Origin of the sequence: Streptomyces radiopugnans, from assembly GCF_900110735.1 — a bacterium.
GTDB lineage: Bacteria > Actinomycetota > Actinomycetes > Streptomycetales > Streptomycetaceae > Streptomyces > Streptomyces radiopugnans.
Genome location: NZ_FOET01000029.1, coordinates 1 through 19,980 on the forward strand (window position 1 = coordinate 1; position 19,980 = coordinate 19,980).

Sequence of the window (19,980 nt, forward strand, 5' to 3'; positions counted from 1 at the left end):
CCGCCGGCCTTCTTCACCGACCGCCAGTGGGGCCGCATCACCGACTGGCAGGAGGAGCTGAAGCCGTACTACGACCAGGCGAAGCGGATGCTGGGGGTGCGCACCAACCCCACCAAGACCGACGCCGACACCCATCTGGAGAACGTCGCCCGGCGGATGGGCGTGGGCGACACCTTCCGGCTCACCCCGGTGGGCGTCTTCTTCGGCGACGGCGAGGACGCCGGGGGCGGAGTGACGGCCGCCCCGGGCGCGGAGGCGCCCGACCCCTACTTCGGCGGCGCGGGCCCCTCCCGTACCGCCTGCCTGGGATGCGGCTCCTGCATGACCGGCTGCCGGCACGGGGCCAAGAACTCCCTCACCGAGAACTACCTGTACCTCGCCGAGAAGGCGGGCGCGGTCATCCACCCGATGACCACCGTCACCGAGGTGACCGAGGACGGCGCCGGCGGTTTCGCCGTCACCACCGTCCCCACCGCCGGGCGCCGCAGGAGAAGACGTACCGTGCTGCGCTGCCGCCGGGTCGTCCTGGCCGCCGGCACCTACGGCACCCAGACGCTGCTGCACCGGATGCGCGACGAGGGCGTCCTGCCGCGCATCTCCCCGAGGCTGGGCGAGCTGACCCGCACCAACTCCGAGGCGCTGGTCGGCGCCCTGACCTTCCCCCGCCGCTACCGCAGGAAGCACGGTCCGGACGCGGAGCTGGACTTCACCAGGGGGGTGGCCATCACCTCCTCCATCCACCCGAACGACAACACCCACATCGAGAACGTCCGCTACGGCAAGGGCTCCAACCTCATGGCCCTGCTCTGCGTGCCGCAGTACCGCAGGGACGGCCCGCTGCCCGGATGGCTCGCCGCGGCCCTCCAGTTCCTGCGGCACCCGGTCCTGGTGGCGCGCACCGCCACCACCTACCGCTGGTCGGAGCGGACGATCATCGGTCTGGTGATGCAGTCCCTGGACAACTCCCTGACCACCTACCGCAAGCCCAAGGGGCCGGGCAAGGGCCTGCTGACGGCGAAGCAGGGCCACGGCGCGCCCAACCCGGACCACATCCCCGAGGGCGCCGAGGCGGTCAGGCTGCTGGCGGAGGAGATAGGCGGCTTCCCCGGAACCAACCTCGGCGAGCTGATGGGCAAACCGCTGACCGCGCACTTCCTGGGCGGCTGCCCGATCGGCGCCTCGCCCGAGGAGGGCGTCATCGACCCCTACCACCGGCTCTACGGCCACCCGGGCATCTCGGTCGTGGACGGCTCGGCCGTCTCCGCCAACCTCGGCGTCAACCCGTCGCTGACCATCACCGCCCAGGCCGAGCGGGCGATGTCCCTGTGGCCCAACAAGGGCGAGGCCGACCCCCGCCCCGAGCAGGGCGCCGACTACGTACGCGTGAGGCCGGTGGCGCCCCGCAGCCCCGCCGTCCCCGCACACGCCCACGCGGCCCTGGTCCTGCCCGTGCCGCCGGTCCCGCCGGCCCCGCCCCGGGAGTGAACCGCACGGGCCGGACCCGGCCGTAACCCGCCCGGAACCCGCCGCACCGGCGGGCCCCGGGCGGGTTACGGCCGAACGGCCCACCCTCCACCGATCGGCCGAGCGTGACAGGAGAAGAACGCACCGCTACCGGAGTCTGGGGGAGACGGCCCGGCGACCGGCCGGACGTCACCCTTCCCGACACCCGGAGGGCACCATGCGCCACATCATCCGAGGTGACCGCGCGGCGCTGGCCGCGATCGCCATAGTCCTCGCCGGCTGCTCCGCGACAGCCGGCTCCCAGACCCCCGCGACACCCGACGACCAGGCGCCGAAGGCACCGCGGAGCGAGCAGCGGGACTCCCACCAGAACCCGCAGGGGGACAGAACCGCGAAGACGCGGGGCGATGCCGGGGACGGCTCCGGGAAAGCCGACCCGGCGGCGGTACGGGCCAACGAACTGGGCGCCGTACCGGTGCTGATGTACCACCGGATCATGGACGAACCCGAGACCGTCGACGACCGCACCCCCCAGGAGTTCCGCGCCGAGCTGGAGCGGCTGGCGCGGGAGGGCTACGTACCGGTCACCGCACGGGAGTTCACCAGTGGCGAGATGGACATACCCGCCGGAACGCATCCGGTGGTGCTCACCTTCGACGACTCGACCCCCAGCCAGTTCCGGCTCGGCGCGGACGGCCGCCCCGACCCCGGCACCGCGGTGGGCATCCTCCTGGACGTGGCCGAGCGCCACCCGGGCTTCCGGCCCGTGGCGACCTTCTTCGTCAACGCCGACCCGTTCGGCGAACCCGGCGGCCGCAGGACGCTGAAGTGGCTGGACGACCACGGGTTCGAGGTCGGCAACCACACCCTGAAGCACAGCGTCCTGGAGGACGCCGACGACGCGATGGTCCAGTGGGACATCGCCTCCAACCAGTGGCTGATCGACAAGGCGCTGCCCGACTCGCCGGTGGTGTCGATGGCGCTTCCCTACGGCTCCATGCCCCGCAACCGGCAGCTCGCCCTCACCGGCGAGTACGGCGGCGTGCGCTACCGCCACCAGGGCGTCTACCTGGCCGGCGGCCGCCCCGCCCCCTCGCCCTACTCCGCCGACCTCGACCCCGGCGCCATCCCCCGCATCCGCTCCCAGGAGGCCACCGCCGAGGAGGGGGCGTACAGCTCCTCGGCCTGGCTGGACAGGCTGGCCGACGGCACGGCCGAGCGCTACACCTCCGACGGCGACCCGGAGACGGTCAGCTTCCCCCGGGAGCAGGCGCACCGGCTCGCCTTCGACCACCGGGAGGCCGCACGGCCGTACTGACCGGCCGTACCGACACCGGCCGTACCGACACCGGCCGCACCGGCAGGCCGCCGGGACGGGCCGTGCGCTACCCCGAGCGGGGGTGCGGCACGGCGACGACCTGGTCGTCGTCCTCGTAGACGATCCGCCCCGGGTCCGAGGACCGCAGGCACCGGTACTCGACGCCGTGCGCGGCGAGGATCTCCAGATAGCCGTCCACGCGCTCGATCAGGTGCCGGGCCGAGGACTTGAACCACGCCACCGCGCCCGGATTCACCGCGGGGTCGTAGACCGTGGGGTCGACGGAGGTGGGGTTGGTGTAGCTGGCGTCGTACCAGGCGTTGTTGATCCGCCGGAAGAGTTCCTGCCCGGCGGTCAGCCGGCCCTCCCGGGCCAGGTTGTTGACCAGTGCGAAGACCCCGGGGTGGATGTCCCGTCCACCCCGGTCCGCACCCTGGAAACGCACGTACCGCGCCTGCTCCACGCCGGCTCCCGCCCTTCTTCTGCCCGCCCGCGCCCCGGTCCGCCCGCGGCCCCCGGGGGCGGGCGTCTCAGGAGACGGTGTGGGGGATGTCCTGCTCCGCCCAGACGACCTTCCCACCGGGCGTGCGGCACGAACCCCAGTTGCGGCTGAGCATGTTGACCAGCTGCAGGCCGCGCCCGCCCTCGTCGCTGAGCTCCGCGTGCTGGATCTGGGGCAGGTCGGGGCCGGTGTCGGAGACCTCCAGCGTCAGCCTCTCGTGCCGCATCAGACGCAGCTGCCCGGGCCCGCCGCCGTACCGCAGGGCGTTGCCGACCAGCTCGCTGACGACCAGTTCGGCCACGTCGGAGAGCTCCTCCAGGCCCCAGCGGGCGAGCCGTTCGGTGACCAGCGAGCGGGCCACGGAGGCGGCGGTGCCGTCCGGCGGCAGCGACCACACGCACAGATCGGTGCCCGGCGGCAGCTTCCCGCCGGCGGCCACCAGCAGGACGGACTCGTCCAGGCGCTCCGCGCCCCCCGGCGCGATCCCGTCCGGGTTCCGGTGCTCCAGCAGCCGGTCCACCAGCTCCGGAGCGGTCTTCGCCAGCAGCCGCAGCTGCACGTCGATGTCCCCCCGGCGCGTCTTGACCAGACCGTCGGTGTACAGCACCAGGCGGCTCCCGGCCGGCACCGGCACGGTGGTGGCGTCATAGGGGATCACCCCGGCGCCCAGCGGAGCCCCGGCGGGCACCTCGACCCGCGAGACGGTGCCGTCGGCGTCCACCAGCAGCGGCGGCATGTGCCCGGCGCCGGCGATGGTGCAGCTCGCGGTGGCCGGGTCGTAGACGGCGCACAGGCAGGTGGCGACCTGGTCGTCCTCCAGGTCGCGGGCGGCCAGGTCCAGCCGGGCCAGTACGCGGTCGGGGGCGGTGTCCAGGGCCAGCAGCGTACGGCCGACCGTGCGCAGCCGCCCCATCGTGGCCGCCGCGGGCACCCCGTGACCCATGACGTCCCCCACCACCAGGGCCGTCCGGCCGCCGGGCAGCGCGACCACGTCGAACCAGTCGCCGCCGACTCCGCTGGGGTCCAGGCTCGGCGTGTAGTGGGTGAGGACGTCCAGGCCCGGTGTGTTCGGCGTGGCGCGGGGCAGCAGGCTGCGCTGGAGGGAGAGGACGTGCTCGCGCTCGCGTCCGTAGAGGCGGGCGTTGTCGATGAAGACCGCCGCCTTGGAGGCCAGCTCCGTCGCCAGCTCGACGTCGGCGCGGGTGAACGGGGGGCTGCCGGGGCCGCGGATGAAGTCGGCGACCCCGAGCAGCACACCGCGGGCGGTCAGCGGCACGGCCATGTAGCTGTGCACCCCCGCCTGTCGCAGCTTGGCCGCCGCGCTGGGCGTCGGGGCCACCCGCACGTAGTCGTCGCGCCTCATCCGGCTGAGCAGGACCGGCTCCTGGGCCCGCAGGCAGTGGACCGAGAGCAGTGTCTGGGGGTGGACGGAGAGCTCACCGGGCTCGTCCGGTTCCAGATCCTCCATCTCGACGATCGAGGACACCGCGACGGCCCGGGTGACCGGCGGCTCCGCGCCCTTCCACCGCTCGCCGCCCCCGCCGCGCAGCACCGACTCCAGCAGGTCGACGGCCGCGCCGTCGGCCAGCCGCGGTACGGCGAAGTCGGCCAGCTCCTGCGCGGTCCGCTCCAGGTCGAGGGTCGTGCCGATCATGGTGCTCGCCTGGTTGAGCCAGGCCAGGCGGCTGCGGGAGGCGCGGGGACGGGCCAGGGCGGCGGTCGCGCGGTGCATGCGCACAGGCGTCCGGCCGCTCCGCACGGGCCGACGCCGCCGGTGGCCACCGCTGCCGTTCGCTGTCACGACTCTCCCCACTCGCACCCCGCCACTGGTGCCTCAAGGGTCTTCCGGGCCGTGGGCGGCGGCTCGTCGGGAAGAGGGGCGCTGGGCCGAACGGAGGCATCTGTTCCGCTTCCGTCGGCCCGCCCCGAGGCTCAGCGACCGTTGACGGGTGCCGATCATCGCACACGGCTGTCGGCCGCGAACCGCTTTCCGGGAGTTCCGGGAGTTCCGGGCCCTTCCGCGGAGGGACCGCCGCCCCGCCTTTCGAGGGTAGGGCAGCGGCCCCCGGGGCGCTCGCGGAGGCGGGGAGGGGTTTTCCGGAGTCCGGCTCCTTGACGCGCCGTCGGCGCGGTGGCTTGATGATTCTGCTGGGAGCGCTCCCATATCGTCGGAAGGACGACCATGCGCAGCAGACACCTCTTACGGGCGGCCCTGACCGCCCTGGCAGTGCTTCTGGGGTTCCTCGGGCCCCTCGGGCCGGGCACCGCGACCGCGGCCCCGGCGGCCGCCGCCGCGGAGCCGGTGCGGATCATGCCGCTGGGCGACTCCATCACCGGCTCGCCGGGATGCTGGCGCTCGCTGCTGTGGAACCGCCTCCAGGACGCGGGCCACACGGACGTCGACTTCGTCGGAACGCTCGGCCCCCAGGGGTGCGGGCAGTCTCACGACGGTGACAACGAAGGGCACGGCGGCGCGCTGGTGACCGATGTGGCGAGCCGGAACCTGCTGCCGGGCTGGCTGTCCGCCACTCGGCCCGACATCGTTGTCATGCACTTCGGGACCAACGACGTCTGGAGCAACCGCTCGCCGGACGCCATCCTCGCCGCCTACAGCACCCTGGTGGACCAGATGCGGGCGAGCAATCCGGGCATGAAGGTCCTCGTCGCGCAGATCATCCCGATGAACCCCGCCACCTGCGGTGAGTGCGCCCGGCGCGTCGTGGCGCTCAACGAGCGGATCCCGGACTGGGCCCGGTCCAAGAGCACCCCCGGCTCGCCGGTGATCGCGGTCGACCTGTGGACGGGCTTCAGCACCGCGAGCGACACCTACGACGGCGTGCACCCCAACGCCTCGGGGGACGAGAAGATCGCCGCCCGCTGGTTCCCGGCCCTGGCCGGCCTGCTGGCGGGGGACGGTTCCGGCGACCCCGGCGACCCCGGCGACCCGGGTGAGCCCGGCGACCCGGACGACCCCGGCCGGGACGAGGCCGCATGCACCGCCTCGTTCCGTGTGACGTCGAGCTGGCAGGGCGGCTACCAGGGTGAGGTGACGGTGAGCAACACCGGGACCGGGCCGATCTCCGGCTGGACGGTCCGGATCGCCCTGGACGGGGGCGGCCGGATCGCCCAGGCCTGGAACGGAGTCCTCGAAGCCGGCGCGGACGGCTCCGCCACCGTGCGCAACGCCGCCTGGAACGGAACGGTCCCCGCCGGGGGCGGTGTGTCGTTCGGTTTCGTGGCGTCCGCCGGCTCCGCCCCGGCGACCGTCGCCTGCGCCGCCACTGCGGCCTGACCGCCGCCGGTCCGTGCGGGCCGCCGGTCCGCGCGGACCGGTGTCTGCCGGAGAATCCGGCGCGGGAACCGGCCTGTCGGGACTACTATCCTCGACTGTCACACGGCGCTGCAATTACATCTGCGCTTGCAGCTGTAATTGCAGCGCCGCCGACGCCGATACGCGCAGCAACGGAACGTCATGGACCGCGGCCCGGCCCGAGGGCGCGGCCGCGGCCAGTGAGGGGCGACAATGCAGCAGACCGTCAACGGCATGCCGGCCACGGAGCTCGAGGGCGCGGCATGGCGCAAGAGCCGCCGCAGCAGCATGGGCAACTGCGTCGAACTCGCCCCGCTGCCGGACGGCGCGGTGGCCGTGCGCAACTCCCGTCACCCCGACGGCCCCGCCCTCGTCTACACCCGCGACGAGATGGCGGCCTTCCTCCAGGGCGCCAAGGACGGCGAGTTCGACGACATGGTCGGCTGAGCCGCGGCCGGGCGGGGCCGGAGGGAGGGCTTCCGTGGGATCGGCCGAACCGGCGGTCACCCGGGGGCGCTGCTGTACGGCGCGGCGTCGGCGGTGGCACACTGAGTGTCTGTCCCTTCACTCAGGAGAGCACGCATGGCCGCCGAACCGAGCCGCTCCTTGTCGATAAAGCGCTATATCGAACATCCCAAGGGCAGTCCCACGGTGCTGCGCCTGGTGGTCGGCTCCCAGCTGCGGCGGCTGCGCAAGGAGTGCGGCATCGACCTGGAGGAGGCGGCCAAGGCGATCCGCGGCTCCACCGCCAAGGTCAGCCGGCTGGAGCGGGGCCAGGGCGCGTGCAAGGAGCGCGACGTCGCGGATCTGCTCACGCTCTACGGGGTGCTGGACGAGGACGAGCGGGCGGACTTCCTCGCCCTGACCCGGCAGACGAACACCCGCGGATGGTGGCACCGCTACAGCGACGTCCTCCCCGAGTGGTTCGAGCGGCACCTCGGTCTGGAGGAGGCCGCCGCGGTCATCCGCACCTACGAGGTGCAGTTCATCCCGGGCCTGCTGCAGACGGAGGAGTACGCCCGCGCGGTGACCCGCCTGTGCCACCCCCACGCCTCCGGCCAGGAGAACGACCGGCGGGTCCGGCTGCGCATGGAGCGGCAGGCGCTGCTCACCCGGCCGGACGCCCCGCGCCTGTGGGCGGTCCTGGACGAGGCGGCCCTGCGGCGCCCGCTCGGCGACACCGAGGTGATGCGCGGTCAGCTCCGCCGTCTGATCGAGGCGACGCGGCGGCCGAACGTCACGCTGCAGGTCGCGCCGTTCGAGACCGGCGGCCTGGCCGCGGTGGGCGGCCCGGTGACGATACTGCGCTTCCCCGAGCCGGACCTGCCCGACGTCGTCTATCTGGAGCAGCTGACCAGCGCGCTCTACCTGGACAAGGAGGAGGACGTCGACCACTACCTGTCCATCATGGACCGGCTGTGCGCGGTCGCCGAGACCCCCGCGGACAGCGTGGCCTTCCTGGAGGAGCTCCTGGAGCGGCTGGGCTGAACACGGGGATGGGCGCGCCCCGTTCGTGTGTGTGGGGCCGCCCTCCCGGGAGGGCGGCCCCACACACACGAACGGGGCGGCGGAGTCTCAGGGCCTGCGGGCGACGCCCCCGAACTCCTTCCACTCCCAGGTGCGCTGCTTGGGGCCCACGTCCGAGTCCGGCCGCCAGGTGGAGACCTCCACCAGACCGGGCTCGAGGATCTCCAGCCCCTCGAAGAACCGCTCGACCTCGTGCGGCTCCCTGACCCTGCCCCAGTTGCCCCCCGTGCTCCTGTCCATGAACTCGGTCACGGACCTGCGCGTCTCGGCGTCCTCGCTGACCAGCTGGCAGATCACGAAGAAGCTCCCCGGCGCCAGCCGGTCGGCCACGCGCTTGACCACGCCGGCCGGGTCGGCGGAGTCGGGAACGCAGTGGAAGACGGAGTTGAACAGGGCGGCGACGGGCCGGTCGTAGTCGATCAGCCGGACGGTGTCCGGGTGGTCCAGGATGCCGTCGGTGTCGCACATGTCCGCCTGTATGACGGTGGTGTTCTCGTTCTCCGCCAGCAGGGCGCGGCCGTGGGCCAGCACGATCGGGTCGTTGTCGACGTAGACCACGCGCGCTTCGGGGTCCACCCGCTGCGCGACCTGGTGGACGTTGTCCTGGGTGGGCAGGCCGGAGCCGTGGTCTATGAACTGCCGGATCCCGTACTCCCGCGCCAGGACGCGCACCACGCGCTGCAGGAAGCGGCGGTTGTTGAGCGCCAGCGCCTGGGTGCTGGGGACGACCTCCAGGAGCTTCTCGGCCGCCTCCCGGTCGACGGCGTAGTTGTTCTTGCCCCCCAGGTAGTAGTCGTACATGCGCGCGGCAGTGGGGACGGTGACGTCGATCTTGCTGGTGAGGGGTTCCCTGGACTGGTTCATCCGGGCCTTCACAACCTTCCGAGTGGGAGATGTGTCGGGACAGGGCGGCACCCGCCGAGTGGGGCAACCATGCTGCCAGGTGCGCTCTCCCCGCGCTGCGGAAAGGGGGACACTCGCCGGACGCCTTCCGCGGCGCGTTCCGGGAGACCGGCCGGGGGGGGCGACCGCGCCGGTCCGGCGGCCGGCCGCCGGCGGCGCCCGCCGCCGTGCGCGGGCGGCGTCAGGTGGAGTCGCGGACGACGAGCGAGGTGGGGAGCACCACGTGCTGCCGTACGCCGCCGGGCTCGCCGATCTCCCGCAGCAGCAGTTCGGTGATCGTCCGCCCGATCTCCTCCACGGGCTGCCGCACGGTGGTCAGCGGCGGGTCGGTGTGCCGGGCGACGATCGAGTCGTCGAAGCCCACCACCGCCACGTCGTCCGGCACCCGCCGCCCCTGGCGGCGCAGTTCGGCCAGGGCGCCCGCCGCCATCACGTCCGAGGCGGCGAAGACCGCGTCCAGACCGGGGCGGCGCTCCAGCAGCCCGCGCATGGCGCGGCGTCCGCCTTCCTCGGTGAAGTCGGCGGGGGCGACCAGTTCCCCGCACGCCTCCCGCCCGGCCTCGCCCAGCGCGTCCCGCCAGCCCCGCAGGCGGCTGTCGGCGACGTCCATGTCCGCCGGGCCGGTGATGGTCGCGATCTCGCGCCGCCCGCGTTCGACGAGGTGGCGCACCGCGTCGCGCGCGCCGCCGATGTTGTCCGAGTGCACGTGGTTCAGCGACTCGGCCGGGGAACGGCGCCCGGCCAGGACGGTCGGCAGCCCGAGCTCCTCCAGCAGGCCGGGCAGCGGATCGTCGCGGTGCACCGAGACCAGCAGCACACCGTCCACCCGGCGCGCGGTGAGGAAGCGGGTGAGCTGGTCCATCTCCCGCTGGTCGCGGACCAGGGTGAGCAGCAGCTGGATCTGGGTGCCGGCCAGGCCGTTGCTCACCCCGCGGATCACGGCCGAGAAGTAGGGCTCCGACCCCAGCCGGCTCTCCGACTCCGGTATGACCAGGGCGATGGAGTCGGTCCTGCTGGTGACCAGCGACCGCGCCACGGAGTTGGGCACGTAGCCCAGTTCGGCGATCGCCGTCTGCACCGCCGCTCTCGCCTCGTCGCTGACCAGGGGGGAGCCGTTGAGGACCCGTGAGACGGTGGTGCGGCCCACTCCGGCCCGGGCGGCCACGGTCTTGATGGTCGGCCGCCGAGTGGCCCCCATGGCGTACCCGCCTCCTCTGTCTCCGTCGCGCCGCGCACGGCGCTCACCAGCGCATTGTGTCAGACGGCCGTGCGGCGACCGGCGTCGCGCCGGTGCTCGCGGGAGCCTCGGCGGGTAACGGATCCGGCGCTCGTCCTTGACAGCGACCGTTCCTGGGGACAGTCTTCCACAACCTGATGGGAACGCTCCCACCCTCGAATGGGAACGATTCCACCCGTCGGGCCCGTGCGGCCCGCCGGGACCGCACCGCGGTGATCCGTCGCCGCCCGCAAGGAGGACGCCATGGGCAGTGCCCGCAAGCTGTTCGGTACAAGAGTCGTGGCCGTCGCGTCGGCCGCCGCCCTCACGCTCGTGGCGGGCTGCTCGGGCGGCGGCGACAGCGGCGGCGGAAAGACCGAGGACGGCAAGACCGTCATCACCATGGGGCTGTTCGGCGTCATGGGCATCAAGGAGACCGGCCTCCTCGAGAAGTACATGGAGGAGAACCCGGACATCGTCATCAAGGCCGAGATCGCCGGCGACGAGCAGACGTACTACACGGCGCTGCAGACCCGGCTGGCCGCCGGCAGCGGCCTCAAGGACATCCAGGGCATAGAGATCGGCCGCGCCAAGGAACTCGCCGACACCCGGGCCGACAAGTTCGCCGATCTCTCCGGAGTCCCGGACACCGACCACTTCCTGCCCTGGAAGCAGAGCCAGGTCACCACCGGCGACGGCAGGGTGATCGGACTGGGCACGGACATCGGCCCGATGGCGGTCTGCTACCGCAAGGACATGTTCGAGAAGGCGGGCCTGCCCACCGACCGCGAGGAGGTCGCCGAACTCTGGGACGGCGACTGGGCGAAGTACGTCGAGGTCGGCAAGGACTTCAAGGACGGCTTCAAGGGCGACGCCGCCTACATGGACAGCGCCAGCGGCCTGTTCAACGCCATGATCTACGGCAGCTCCGAGCAGTTCTACGACAGGAACGGCGAGCTGATCTACCAGGACAACCCGGTCATCAAGGACGCCTGGGAGCTGGCCACCGGAGCGGCCCGGGACGGTCTGACGGCCAAACTCCGCCAGTTCCAGCCCGGTTGGGACCCTGGTCTGGCCAACAGCAGCTTCGCCACCGCCGTCTGCCCGGCGTGGATGCTCGCCCACATCAGCGAGAAGGCCGGCGAGGCCAACAAGGGCAAGTGGGACGTCGCCAAGGCCCCCAAGGGCGCCAACTGGGGCGGCTCCTTCCTCGGGGTCATGGAGGACAGCCCGGTGAAGGAGGAGGCCAAGAAGCTGGTGGCCTGGCTGACCGCGCCGGAGCAGCAGGAGCACATCTTCAAGGAGATCGGCAACTTCCCCTCCTCCGCGAAGGCCCTGGAGTCCCCGGCGGTGACCGGGGCGAAGTCGGAGTACTTCGGCAACGCCCCGATCGGCGAGGTCTTCGGCGCCGCGGCCCAGGACATCCCCGACGAGCAGGTGCTCGGCCCCAAGGACGGCACCATCAAGGACACCTTCTCCCAGGGCCTCCAGCTCGTGGAGCAGGGCAAGAGCCCGGCCGAGGCGTGGAAGACCACCGACGAGCGCATCAGGAAGGCCGTCGACTGACCCGTCCCGCCCGTCCGTGAGGTCCCCGGCGGCCACCGCCTCCCCGCGCGGCCGCCGGGGGCCCCTTCGACACCTCCCCACCGCCCCTGCGGTCCTTGCCGTCCTCACCGTCTCCCACCACGCACCCCCAGGAAGGAAGCCCCCGTGGCCAACTCCACCTCGGCACCCGGTCTCGGCGGGCCGCAGAGCGGACCAGCCGGCCCCACCAAGGAGAGCCCCGACGACCGGAACGGGGCGCGCCCCCGGCAGCCGTGGGGCACCCTCCTGCACCGCTTCGACATCAAGGCGGCGCCCTACGCGTTCGTCGCCCCCTTCTTCGTCGTCTTCGGAGCCTTCAGCCTCTACCCGCTGCTCTACACGGCCTGGATCTCCCTCCACGACGTGGAGCTGGCGACCATGGACATCATGGAGTGGGAGGGCTTCGGGAACTACTCGCAGCTCTGGCAGGACGAACGCTTCTGGAACGCGCTGGCGAACACCTTCACCATCGGCGTGATCTCCACCGTTCCGCAGCTGTTGATGGCCCTCGGCCTGGCGCACCTGCTGAACTACAGGCTGAAGGGCTCGGCGTTCTTCCGGGTCGCGGCCCTGACGCCCTACGCGACCTCGATCGGCGCCGCCGCGCTGGTGTTCACCATGCTCTTCGAGCGCGACTTCGGAATGATCAACTGGTTCCTGAGCCTGTTCGGAGTCGACAACGTCGACTGGGAGAACAGCAAGTGGCCCGCCCAGTTCGCGATCTCCTCCATCGTGATCTGGCGCTGGACCGGCTACAACGCCCTGCTGTACCTGGCCGCGATGCAGGCCATCCCGCAGGAGCGTTACGAGGCGGCGGCCATCGACGGCGCCTCGCGCTGGCAGCAGTTCACCAAGGTCACCATCCCGGGCATCCGCTCCACGATCGTCTTCACCATCGTGCTGTCCACCATCGGCGCCACCCAGCTCTTCGGCGAGCCGCTGATCTTCGGCCAGGGACCGAACGGCGTCAGCGGCGGAGCGGACAACCAGTACCAGACGCTCGGCCTGCTGCTGTACGAGGAGGGCTGGAAGAACTACGAGATGGGGCGGGCCGCCACGGTCGCCTGGGCGATGTTCCTCCTGCTCATCCTCGCCTTCGTCCTGCAGCGCGTCGTGAAGCGCGTCAAGTCCCGTACGTCCTGACCAGGGAGCGGCAATCCCATGACCACCGACACCGCCCGCCCCCGCGCGGACGTACCCGAGCCGTTCGCGGAGACCGTCGCGCCCACGAGCCGCCGGATCCGCATGTCCCTGCGCCCGAAGGCCGGACAGCAGCAGAAGGCCGGCCCCGTGGCCTACGCGCTGCTCGGTCTGGCCGCGCTGCTCTCCCTGTTCCCGCTGTACTGGACGATGGTGGCGGCCTCCACCGACAACACCCGGGTCTCCCAGACCCCGCCGCCGTTCCTACCCGGCCCCAACCTGCTGAAGAACCTCTCGGCCGCGTGGGAGGACGCGGCGATGGGCACGGCACTGGTCAACAGCCTCATCGTCGCCATGACGATCGCCCTGTCCACCGTCCTCTTCGCCACCCTGGCCGGCTTCGCCTTCGCCAAGCTGCGCTTCCGCGGCCGCAACATCCTGCTGATGCTGGTCATCGGCACGATGATGGTGCCGCCCCAGCTGAGCGTGGTACCGCTGTTCATGATGATGACCGAGCTGGGCTGGGGGCAGAGGCTGCCCGCCGTCATCTTCCCCACCCTGGTCAGCGCCGTCGGCGTGTTCTTCATGCGGCAGTACCTGGTGGAAGCGCTGCCCGACGAACTCATCGAGGCCGGCCGCGTGGACGGCGCGCACAGCCTGCGGATCTTCTGGAGCATCGTCCTGCCGGTCGCCCGCCCGGCGATGGCGGTGGTCTTCATGATCACCTTCGTGCACGCCTGGAACGACTTCTTCTGGCCGTTCATCGTGCTCGACATGACCAACCCCACGATCCCCGTCGCCCTGACCCAGCTCAGCGCCGGGTACGTGCGCGACCAGTCGCTCATCATGGCCGGCGCGCTGCTGGGCACCCTGCCGCTGCTGGCGATGTTCGTCGTCTTCGGCAAGCAGATCGTCGGCGGCATCATGCAGGGCGCGGTCAAGGGCTGACACCCCGCCCGGGAGACCCGGACACCCCCGCGGCCCCACGGCCCCGGGCTCCTCCCGCCCCCGAACCCACCCCCCCGATCCTCCCCCGACACCACCGATTCGGAAGGACCTCCGTGGCCACCGCATCCCGTACAGCCGAAACCGCCCCGGCGACCCGGAACGCCCGGGTGTTCCCGCCCGGCTTCCTGTGGGGCACCGCGACCGCCGCCTACCAGATCGAGGGCGCCGCCACCGAGGGCGGCCGCACCCCCTCCATCTGGGACACCTTCTCCCACACCCCGGGCAGGACGCGCAACGGCGACACCGGCGACGTCGCCTGCGACCACTACCACCGCTGGCGCGAGGACCTGGCGATCATGGCCGACCTCGGCGTGGGCGCCTACCGCTTCTCCGTCTCCTGGCCGCGCGTCCAGCCCGGCGGCAGCGGCCCCGCCTCCCGCGAGGGACTGGACTTCTACAGCCGCCTGGTGGACGGGCTGCTGGAGAAGGGCATCCAGCCCGTCGTCACCCTCTACCACTGGGACCTGCCGCAGGAGCTGGAGGACGCCGGCGGCTGGCCGGAGCGCGCCACCGCCGAGCGGTTCGCGGAGTACGCCTCCCTGGTCGCCGGCGCGCTCGGCGACCGCGTGGAGCGCTGGACCACCCTCAACGAACCCTGGTGCTCGGCCTTCCTCGGCTACGGCTCGGGCGTCCACGCCCCCGGCCGCACCGACCACGCCGACGTGCTGCGCGCCGCCCACCACCTCAACCTCGCCCACGGGCTGGGCACCCAGGCCCTCCGCGCCGCCCTCCCCGGCCGCGCGCAGATCGGCGTCAGCATCAACCCGGCCGCCGTCCGGGCCCTCACCGACGACCCGGACGACCTGGACGCCAGGCGGCGCATCGACGCCCTGGCCAACCGGATCTTCGACGGCCCGATGCTGCGGGGGGTGTACGACGAGGACCTGATCCAGGACACCTCGCGCCTGACGGACTGGAGCTTCGTCAAGGACGGCGACCTGGCGGACATCCACCAGCCGCTGGACGCGCTGGGCATCAACTACTACACCCCCACCCTGGTCTCGGCCTCCGCCGACCGGAAGCTGCCGCGCCGGGACGGGCACGGCGGCGGCGAGCAGTCCCCCTGGCCGGCCGCGGAGGACATCGCCTTCCACCAGACCCCGGGCGAGACCACGGACATGGGCTGGACGATCGACCCGACCGGTCTGCACGACCTGCTCATGCGCTACCACCGCGAGACCGGCGGCATCCCGCTCTACATCACCGAGAACGGCATGGCCTGCGACGACAAGCCGTCCCCCGACGGCACCGTCCACGACCCCGACCGCATCGCCTACCTCCACAGCCACCTGGGCACCGTCCAGCGGGCGATCGCCGACGGCGCCGACGTGCGCGGCTACTTCCTGTGGTCCCTGCTGGACAACTTCGAGTGGGCGTACGGCTACAGCAAGCGCTTCGGCACGGTGTACGTGGATTTCGAGTCCCTGGCCCGCATCCCCAAGTCCAGCGCCCGGTGGTACGCCGAGGTCGCCCGGACCGGCGAACTGCCCGCACTCCCGGCGCTGGACGCCCTGGGGGAGCCGGTGGGAGACCCGGTGGCCGACTGAGGCACCCGGTGGCCGGGCGGTCTGACCGGAGGGCCTGACCGGGGCAGACCGGTCCGAGGGGACCGGGCGGGGCGCAGCGGGTGTGGGGGTGGAGACCGCTGCGCCCCGCCTGTCGTGGGGGGTGGCTGGTTCATGCGGGCCGGGGCCCCGCCCGCCGGTGAAGGCCGGTGGGGACCGGGCCGGGAGTCAGCGAGGAGACGGCGCGGCGCCCTGCCGCGCCCCCTCCGCCGTGGCGGAAGGGTGCGCGGTCGCAGCGGCGGACGGTGTGGGACCCGGCTCCGCCGTCGCCGTACCGGCCAGGACCAGCCCGCCGGCCGCCACGATCGCCGCCACGGCCGCGTCGGCGATCGGCTGCCGCCGCCCGCCCGGGCGGCGCCACTGTGCGGCGATGCTCCTCATTGCGCTCCTGCCTCGATCCGTGGGGAACGTGGACAGGGAGCACGCTAGCGGGAGCGATTCCGGCGAAACGCCCGTTCCGGACAGGTGTCCGGGAACTTATGGCTCCCTTAAGGCCGGTCTACGGAACGGCTGAGGAACCGCCACCTTCGGCGCACGCCCCGTCGCACCCTGTGTCCGCGCCGGCGGCTCACTCCGTGGGCGTGCCCCCCGTCCGAGGACAGCAGGAACCTTACCTCCGTCCCGCCGAGCACCGATCGTCCGATCCGCACGTCGCCGCCGGTGGACTCCGCCACCCGCCGCACGATGTCCAGGCCCAGGCCCGTCGAACCGGGACCGCCGTCGCCGTGGCCGCGCCGCAGCGCCGCGTCCGGGTCGTCGATGCCGGGCCCCGCGTCGGAGACCAGCACGATCACCGAGTCGCCGGCGGCCGCGCGGTGGACGTCCACGGCGAAGGCGGTGCCCTCCGGGGTGTGGCGGAAGACGTTGCCGAGCAGCGCGTCGAGGGCGGCGGCGAGGTCGGCGCGGGCCACGGGGACGCGCACCGGCTCCCCGACCCCGGCCAGCTCCGCCTCGCGGCCCTCGTCCTCGGCGAGCGCGGACCAGAAGTCCATCCGCTCCCGGATCACCTCGGAGGCGTCGCAGAAGGCGCCGCCGCCCGGCGCGTCCGACGGCTGGGTCCGCTGCTCGCGCGCTGTGCGGATGATGTGGTCCACCTCCCGCTCCAGCTGCGCGACGGCCGCGCGCGTCTGCTCGGCGGCGTCGCCGTCGCCGAGCGAGGCGGTGTTGAGGCGGAGCACGGTCAGGGGGGTGCGCAGCCGGTGGGAGAGGTCGGCGGCCAGCTCCCTCTCGTTGGCGAGCAACTGGGCGACCTGGTCCGCCATGGAGTTGAACGCCGCCGCGGCCAGGCGCAGTTCGGCGGGCCCCTCCACCGGGACCCGCACCGCCAGCCGCCCCGTGCCCAGCTCCCTGGCGGCCCCGGCCAGCCGCTCGGCGGCGCCCACCATGCGGGTGCCGAGCCGGTCGGCGATGACGACGGACGCCACGACGAGCGCGAGGCCGGTACCGGCCAGGACGAGCCAGGCGGTGGCGACACCGCCCGTGACCTCGTCCTCGGGCACGAACACCTCGACGACGGCCGACCGTTCGGTGACGACCGGCTGGAGCAGCACGAAGCCGCCCTCGACGGGCACGACGGTGGCCCCCTCCAGCGGGGCGATGGACCGCAACCTCCCCTCGTCCACCCGGCGTTCACCGATATCGGCGCTCCCGTCCTCCCGGCCCGGGGGCGCGTACACGGCGATCCGCCCGGCGGCCTGCGCCGGCATGCTGGCCAGCCCGCGCTGGAGCGGGCCCCGGTCGCCCCCGGTGGCGGCGAGCAGGTGGGTGACGGAGGCGGCCAGCCGCTCGGCGCCGGTGAAGGCCCGGTCGCGGGCCATCTCCTTGACCACCAGGGCCAGAGGCACGGCGAAGGCCACCACGACCATCGCGGTCACGGCGATGCACACCTTGACCAGCGCCCGTCTCATGGGCCCCTCCCCCTCTCCTCTCCCGCGACCGCCCCGTTCCCCCGCGGCTCCACGACCCCGCGGCTCCACGGCCCCGCGGCCCCGGCCGGGCTCACCCCCGCGAGGACTCCCGCGGGGGCTCCAGTTTGACGCCCACACCTCGCAGTGTGTGCAGATAGCGGGGGTTGGCCGCGGTCTCGCCCAACTTCCTGCGGAGCCAGGAGAGATGGACGTCGATGGTCTGGTCGTCGCCGTAGCTCTGCTGCCAGACCTCCGCCAGCAGCTCCCTGCGCGGTACGACGACCCCGGGGCGCTGCGCGAGGAAGGCCAGCAGGTCGAACTCCCGGCGGGTCAGGTCCAGCGGGCGTCCGTCGAGTTCGGCCTGCCGCCGCAGCGGGTCGATGACCAGTCCCCCGGCCCGTATCGCCCGGTCCGCCTCCGCACCCGCCGCGGCGCCCGTGCCGGCGCGGCGCAGCACGGCGGCCATCCGGGCGGACAGGTGCTCCACGGAGAACGGTTTGACCAGGTAGTCGTCGGCACCGTCGTTGAGCAGCCGGACGATCTCCGCCTCGTCGTCCCGCGCGGTGGCGATGATCACGGGCACCTGGGTGATCCCGCGCAGCATCTTCAGCGCCTCGGCCCCGTCGAGGTCGGGCAGCCCGAGGTCGAGTATCACCACGTCGAACCCGAAGTGCGCGACCTCCCGCAGCGCCTCCAGGGCCGTCCCGACGCTGCGCACGGTGTGGGAGGCCTCCGTCAGGTGCCTGATCAGGGCGGAGCGTACGAACTGGTCGTCCTCGACGACGAGTACACGTGCCATGGGCGGCACGTTACGGCATACGCGGACACGTCAAGGAGGCACCGGACGGAGCGGCACGGCCGCGAGCGCGCGGCGAAAGCGGCTAGGGTGCGCGGGATGCGACGAGGACTGGTTCACGCGGGCGCGTGGGTGCTGGCCACCGGGTCGGCGGTGACCCTGTCCTGGTTCGGCGTGCACACCGTGGTGTCGGGCACCGCGTACGACCTGCCGCGGGCGCTGCCGATCACCTCGGGCACACCGGCGCCGTCCGCCTCGCGCCCCGAGCCGGAGACCGCCTCCACCCGGCGGCCCAGGCCCTCCTCGACCGCCCGCTCCCCCGGGGCGTCCAGGCCCTCCGTCTCGCGCGGCTCCGGCGGGGTCCGCCGGGACGCCGGGCCGGGCGGGGGCGCCACGCGCGCCGGCGGCGGGTCCGGGAACGTGGAGAGCCGCGAGGTGCGCGGGGGCCGGGTCGCCTTCGACCTGGGCCGGGACTCGGCGGGCCTGGTCTCCGCCACCCCCAATCCCGGCTGGGAGATGCGGGTCTGGCAGGAGAGCGGGTGGATACGGGTCACCTTCAGCCGGGGCGAGGAGTCGTCGTCGGTCTTCTGCGTCTGGCACGGCTCCCGGCCGCAGGTGACGGTCGACGAGCACGGGGGCTGACCGCCCGGGGGGCCGGGGCGGCGGGACTCCGCACGGCGTGCCGCCCGGGCCGCATCAGGTCCCCGCGGGCGGATTCCGGCCGGCGTAGTAGGCGCGCAGGGCGGCCTCGGCGCCCGAGCCCATGGCCGTCATGATCCGCTGGAAGCGGGCCGATCGCACATCGCCCGCGACCAGGACGCGGGGGTGCTGGCGCTCCGGCGGGCAGTAGCCCGCCGCGTCGCGGACGAGGTCGCCGGCCGGGGCGGCGGGGGCGCTGCCGATGTTGGCGACGACCGCGTCCGCGCGGACCACGGCCCGCCCGCCGTCGCGGCCGGTCGTCCCGGCCGTGACCGCCGCCTCCCCGGCGGTCCGCAGGACCAGGTGCCCGACGGGCAGGAGTGTGACGCGGGGGTCGTCGCGGATCTCCTCCACCTTGTAGTCGTCGCCCGGCGGGTGGGCCACCAGCAGACGGGTGCCGGTGTCCGGGTGGGCGCGCAGGAAGGTGCCCAGCGGGCGGTCGCCGCCGAGGACGAGCAGGGTGCGGCCCTCGGCCCGCCCGGGTTCCACCTCCCACAGCGGGGGCGGGGCGAGGCCGGCCGGGGCGGTGATCCAGGGCGCGTCCGCGGGCCGGAGCGGCCCGACTCCGGTGGCCAGGACCGCGTACGGGGCCGTCAGACGGCCGCCGGAGTCCAGGGTGACGGTCACCCGGTCGTCGCCGGCGCTGATCCGGGTGACACGGCGGCCGAGTTCGAGGCGGCACGGCCCGGTCCGCTCCAGGTCCGCCGTGACGGCGCCGGCCAGCTCCGGGCCGCTCGTGAAACCGCCCAGGACGTTGTCCAGCGCCGGGATGCGGGCCAGGGTGCGGCACAGGGCGTCCGGTTCGACCAGCACCGAGCGCATCCCCACGCCCGCGGCCGTCCGGGCGGCGGCGCAGCCCGCCGGGCCTCCGCCGATGACGACCAGGTCGGTGTCGCCGGTGCGGGTCGGTGTGGTGGTCATGGGGACATTCCAGCACCGGAGCCCCGTGTGGCGCGGGGGTTCGCCGCGCGGGGCCGGATCCGGGCGCGGGTTCCGTGCCGGATCCGGGGGCCGGATCCGGGGGCCGGATCCGGGGGCCGG

At 73.3% G+C, this 19,980-nt stretch carries 18 protein-coding genes; 10 read left to right on the forward strand and 8 right to left on the reverse strand.

Annotated features, from left to right (window positions below; translation table 11 throughout):
* Together BMY40_RS27065 and BMY40_RS27070 are read left to right on the forward strand one after the other, a co-directional pair.
* A partial coding sequence (locus BMY40_RS27065; RefSeq protein ID WP_107436806.1) for an FAD-dependent oxidoreductase occupies window positions 1-1,485 on the forward strand: 1,485 nt, incomplete at its 5' end.
* Window positions 1,486-1,681: 196 nt separating this feature from the next.
* Entirely contained in the window at window positions 1,682-2,782 is a 1,101-nt protein-coding gene (locus tag BMY40_RS27070; RefSeq protein WP_093663415.1) for a polysaccharide deacetylase family protein, read from the forward strand.
* A 67-nt stretch (window positions 2,783-2,849) separates the two neighbouring features.
* On the opposite strand, the gene BMY40_RS27075 is transcribed toward BMY40_RS27070, so the two are convergent.
* Window positions 2,850-3,245, reverse strand: coding sequence for a hypothetical protein (locus BMY40_RS27075; RefSeq protein ID WP_093663416.1), 396 nt, complete (start codon window positions 3,243-3,245; stop codon window positions 2,850-2,852).
* Between the two features lie 67 nt (window positions 3,246-3,312).
* A complete protein-coding gene (locus BMY40_RS27080; RefSeq protein WP_093663417.1) occupies window positions 3,313-5,016 on the reverse strand; it encodes an ATP-binding SpoIIE family protein phosphatase in 1,704 nt (567 codons plus the stop codon).
* Window positions 5,017-5,466: 450 nt separating this feature from the next.
* Between BMY40_RS27080 and BMY40_RS27085 the strand changes: the two genes are divergently transcribed.
* From BMY40_RS27085 to BMY40_RS27095, 3 genes are all read left to right on the forward strand, one after another.
* Window positions 5,467-6,576 (forward strand): GDSL-type esterase/lipase family protein, encoded by a 1,110-nt coding sequence (locus BMY40_RS27085; RefSeq protein ID WP_093663418.1) that lies wholly within the window; start codon window positions 5,467-5,469, stop codon window positions 6,574-6,576.
* 231 nt (window positions 6,577-6,807) lie between these two features.
* Entirely contained in the window at window positions 6,808-7,041 is a 234-nt protein-coding gene (locus BMY40_RS27090) for a DUF397 domain-containing protein (RefSeq protein WP_093663419.1), read from the forward strand.
* Window positions 7,042-7,176: 135 nt separating this feature from the next.
* A complete protein-coding gene (locus BMY40_RS27095; RefSeq protein WP_093663420.1) occupies window positions 7,177-8,082 on the forward strand; it encodes a helix-turn-helix domain-containing protein in 906 nt (301 codons plus the stop codon).
* A gap of 87 nt (window positions 8,083-8,169) precedes the next feature.
* On the opposite strand, the gene BMY40_RS27100 is transcribed toward BMY40_RS27095, so the two are convergent.
* Together BMY40_RS27100 and BMY40_RS27105 are read right to left on the reverse strand one after the other, a co-directional pair.
* Entirely contained in the window at window positions 8,170-8,985 is an 816-nt protein-coding gene (locus BMY40_RS27100; protein ID WP_093663427.1) for an SAM-dependent methyltransferase, read from the reverse strand.
* Between the two features lie 220 nt (window positions 8,986-9,205).
* A complete protein-coding gene (locus BMY40_RS27105) occupies window positions 9,206-10,222 on the reverse strand; it encodes a LacI family DNA-binding transcriptional regulator (protein WP_093663421.1) in 1,017 nt (338 codons plus the stop codon).
* 282 nt (window positions 10,223-10,504) lie between these two features.
* Between BMY40_RS27105 and BMY40_RS27110 the strand changes: the two genes are divergently transcribed.
* From BMY40_RS27110 to BMY40_RS27125, 4 genes are all read left to right on the forward strand, one after another.
* On the forward strand, window positions 10,505-11,806 hold the full coding sequence (locus BMY40_RS27110; RefSeq protein ID WP_093663422.1) for an extracellular solute-binding protein: 1,302 nt from the start codon (window positions 10,505-10,507) through the stop codon (window positions 11,804-11,806).
* A 144-nt stretch (window positions 11,807-11,950) separates the two neighbouring features.
* Window positions 11,951-12,967, forward strand: a complete 1,017-nt coding sequence (locus BMY40_RS27115; RefSeq protein WP_093663423.1) for a carbohydrate ABC transporter permease — start codon at window positions 11,951-11,953, stop codon at window positions 12,965-12,967.
* An 18-nt stretch (window positions 12,968-12,985) separates the two neighbouring features.
* Complete coding sequence (locus BMY40_RS27120) at window positions 12,986-13,912, forward strand: carbohydrate ABC transporter permease (protein WP_093663424.1); 927 nt, start codon at window positions 12,986-12,988, stop codon at window positions 13,910-13,912.
* 113 nt (window positions 13,913-14,025) lie between these two features.
* Window positions 14,026-15,519, forward strand: a complete 1,494-nt coding sequence (locus BMY40_RS27125; protein WP_093663425.1) for a GH1 family beta-glucosidase — start codon at window positions 14,026-14,028, stop codon at window positions 15,517-15,519.
* 186 nt (window positions 15,520-15,705) lie between these two features.
* Here BMY40_RS27125 and BMY40_RS27130 read toward each other — a convergent pair whose 3' ends face one another.
* The 3 genes from BMY40_RS27130 to BMY40_RS27140 all read right to left on the reverse strand — a co-directional run bounded on the left by BMY40_RS27130 (window position 15,706) and on the right by BMY40_RS27140 (window position 18,243).
* Window positions 15,706-15,918: a hypothetical protein gene (locus BMY40_RS27130; RefSeq protein ID WP_093654227.1), complete on the reverse strand. Its 213-nt coding sequence runs from the start codon at window positions 15,916-15,918 to the stop codon at window positions 15,706-15,708.
* A gap of 107 nt (window positions 15,919-16,025) precedes the next feature.
* The gene (locus BMY40_RS27135) at window positions 16,026-17,444 is read right to left on the reverse strand and encodes a HAMP domain-containing sensor histidine kinase (RefSeq protein WP_093654225.1); all 1,419 of its coding nucleotides are present in this window, start codon (window positions 17,442-17,444) and stop codon (window positions 16,026-16,028) included.
* Between the two features lie 91 nt (window positions 17,445-17,535).
* Window positions 17,536-18,243, reverse strand: a complete 708-nt coding sequence (locus BMY40_RS27140; protein WP_177213818.1) for a response regulator transcription factor — start codon at window positions 18,241-18,243, stop codon at window positions 17,536-17,538.
* Between the two features lie 96 nt (window positions 18,244-18,339).
* Between BMY40_RS27140 and BMY40_RS27145 the strand changes: the two genes are divergently transcribed.
* A complete protein-coding gene (locus BMY40_RS27145) occupies window positions 18,340-18,882 on the forward strand; it encodes a hypothetical protein (protein ID WP_093654221.1) in 543 nt (180 codons plus the stop codon).
* A 54-nt stretch (window positions 18,883-18,936) separates the two neighbouring features.
* Here the strand turns inward: BMY40_RS27145 and BMY40_RS27150 are convergent, their stop codons facing one another.
* The gene (locus BMY40_RS27150) at window positions 18,937-19,860 is read right to left on the reverse strand and encodes an FAD-dependent oxidoreductase (RefSeq protein ID WP_093654219.1); all 924 of its coding nucleotides are present in this window, start codon (window positions 19,858-19,860) and stop codon (window positions 18,937-18,939) included.
* Window positions 19,861-19,980 lie beyond the last annotated feature (120 nt).

Excerpts from the sequence above, each read along its gene's own strand:
- BMY40_RS27070 (WP_093663415.1), top strand. The coding sequence starts at position 1,682 with ATGCGCCACATCATCCGAGGTGACCGCGCGGCGCTGGCCGCGATCGCC.
- BMY40_RS27080 (WP_093663417.1), bottom strand. The coding sequence starts at position 5,016 with ATGCACCGCGCGACCGCCGCCCTGGCCCGTCCCCGCGCCTCCCGCAGC.
- BMY40_RS27085 (WP_093663418.1), top strand. The coding sequence starts at position 5,467 with ATGCGCAGCAGACACCTCTTACGGGCGGCCCTGACCGCCCTGGCAGTG.
- BMY40_RS27090 (WP_093663419.1), top strand. The coding sequence starts at position 6,808 with ATGCAGCAGACCGTCAACGGCATGCCGGCCACGGAGCTCGAGGGCGCG.
- BMY40_RS27095 (WP_093663420.1), top strand. The coding sequence starts at position 7,177 with ATGGCCGCCGAACCGAGCCGCTCCTTGTCGATAAAGCGCTATATCGAA.
- BMY40_RS27100 (WP_093663427.1), bottom strand. The coding sequence starts at position 8,985 with ATGAACCAGTCCAGGGAACCCCTCACCAGCAAGATCGACGTCACCGTC.
- BMY40_RS27105 (WP_093663421.1), bottom strand. The coding sequence starts at position 10,222 with ATGGGGGCCACTCGGCGGCCGACCATCAAGACCGTGGCCGCCCGGGCC.
- BMY40_RS27110 (WP_093663422.1), top strand. The coding sequence starts at position 10,505 with ATGGGCAGTGCCCGCAAGCTGTTCGGTACAAGAGTCGTGGCCGTCGCG.
- BMY40_RS27120 (WP_093663424.1), top strand. The coding sequence starts at position 12,986 with ATGACCACCGACACCGCCCGCCCCCGCGCGGACGTACCCGAGCCGTTC.
- BMY40_RS27130 (WP_093654227.1), bottom strand. The coding sequence starts at position 15,918 with ATGAGGAGCATCGCCGCACAGTGGCGCCGCCCGGGCGGGCGGCGGCAG.
- BMY40_RS27135 (WP_093654225.1), bottom strand. The coding sequence starts at position 17,444 with ATGAGACGGGCGCTGGTCAAGGTGTGCATCGCCGTGACCGCGATGGTC.
- BMY40_RS27140 (WP_177213818.1), bottom strand. The coding sequence starts at position 18,243 with ATGGCACGTGTACTCGTCGTCGAGGACGACCAGTTCGTACGCTCCGCC.
- BMY40_RS27145 (WP_093654221.1), top strand. The coding sequence starts at position 18,340 with ATGCGACGAGGACTGGTTCACGCGGGCGCGTGGGTGCTGGCCACCGGG.
- BMY40_RS27150 (WP_093654219.1), bottom strand. The coding sequence starts at position 19,860 with ATGACCACCACACCGACCCGCACCGGCGACACCGACCTGGTCGTCATC.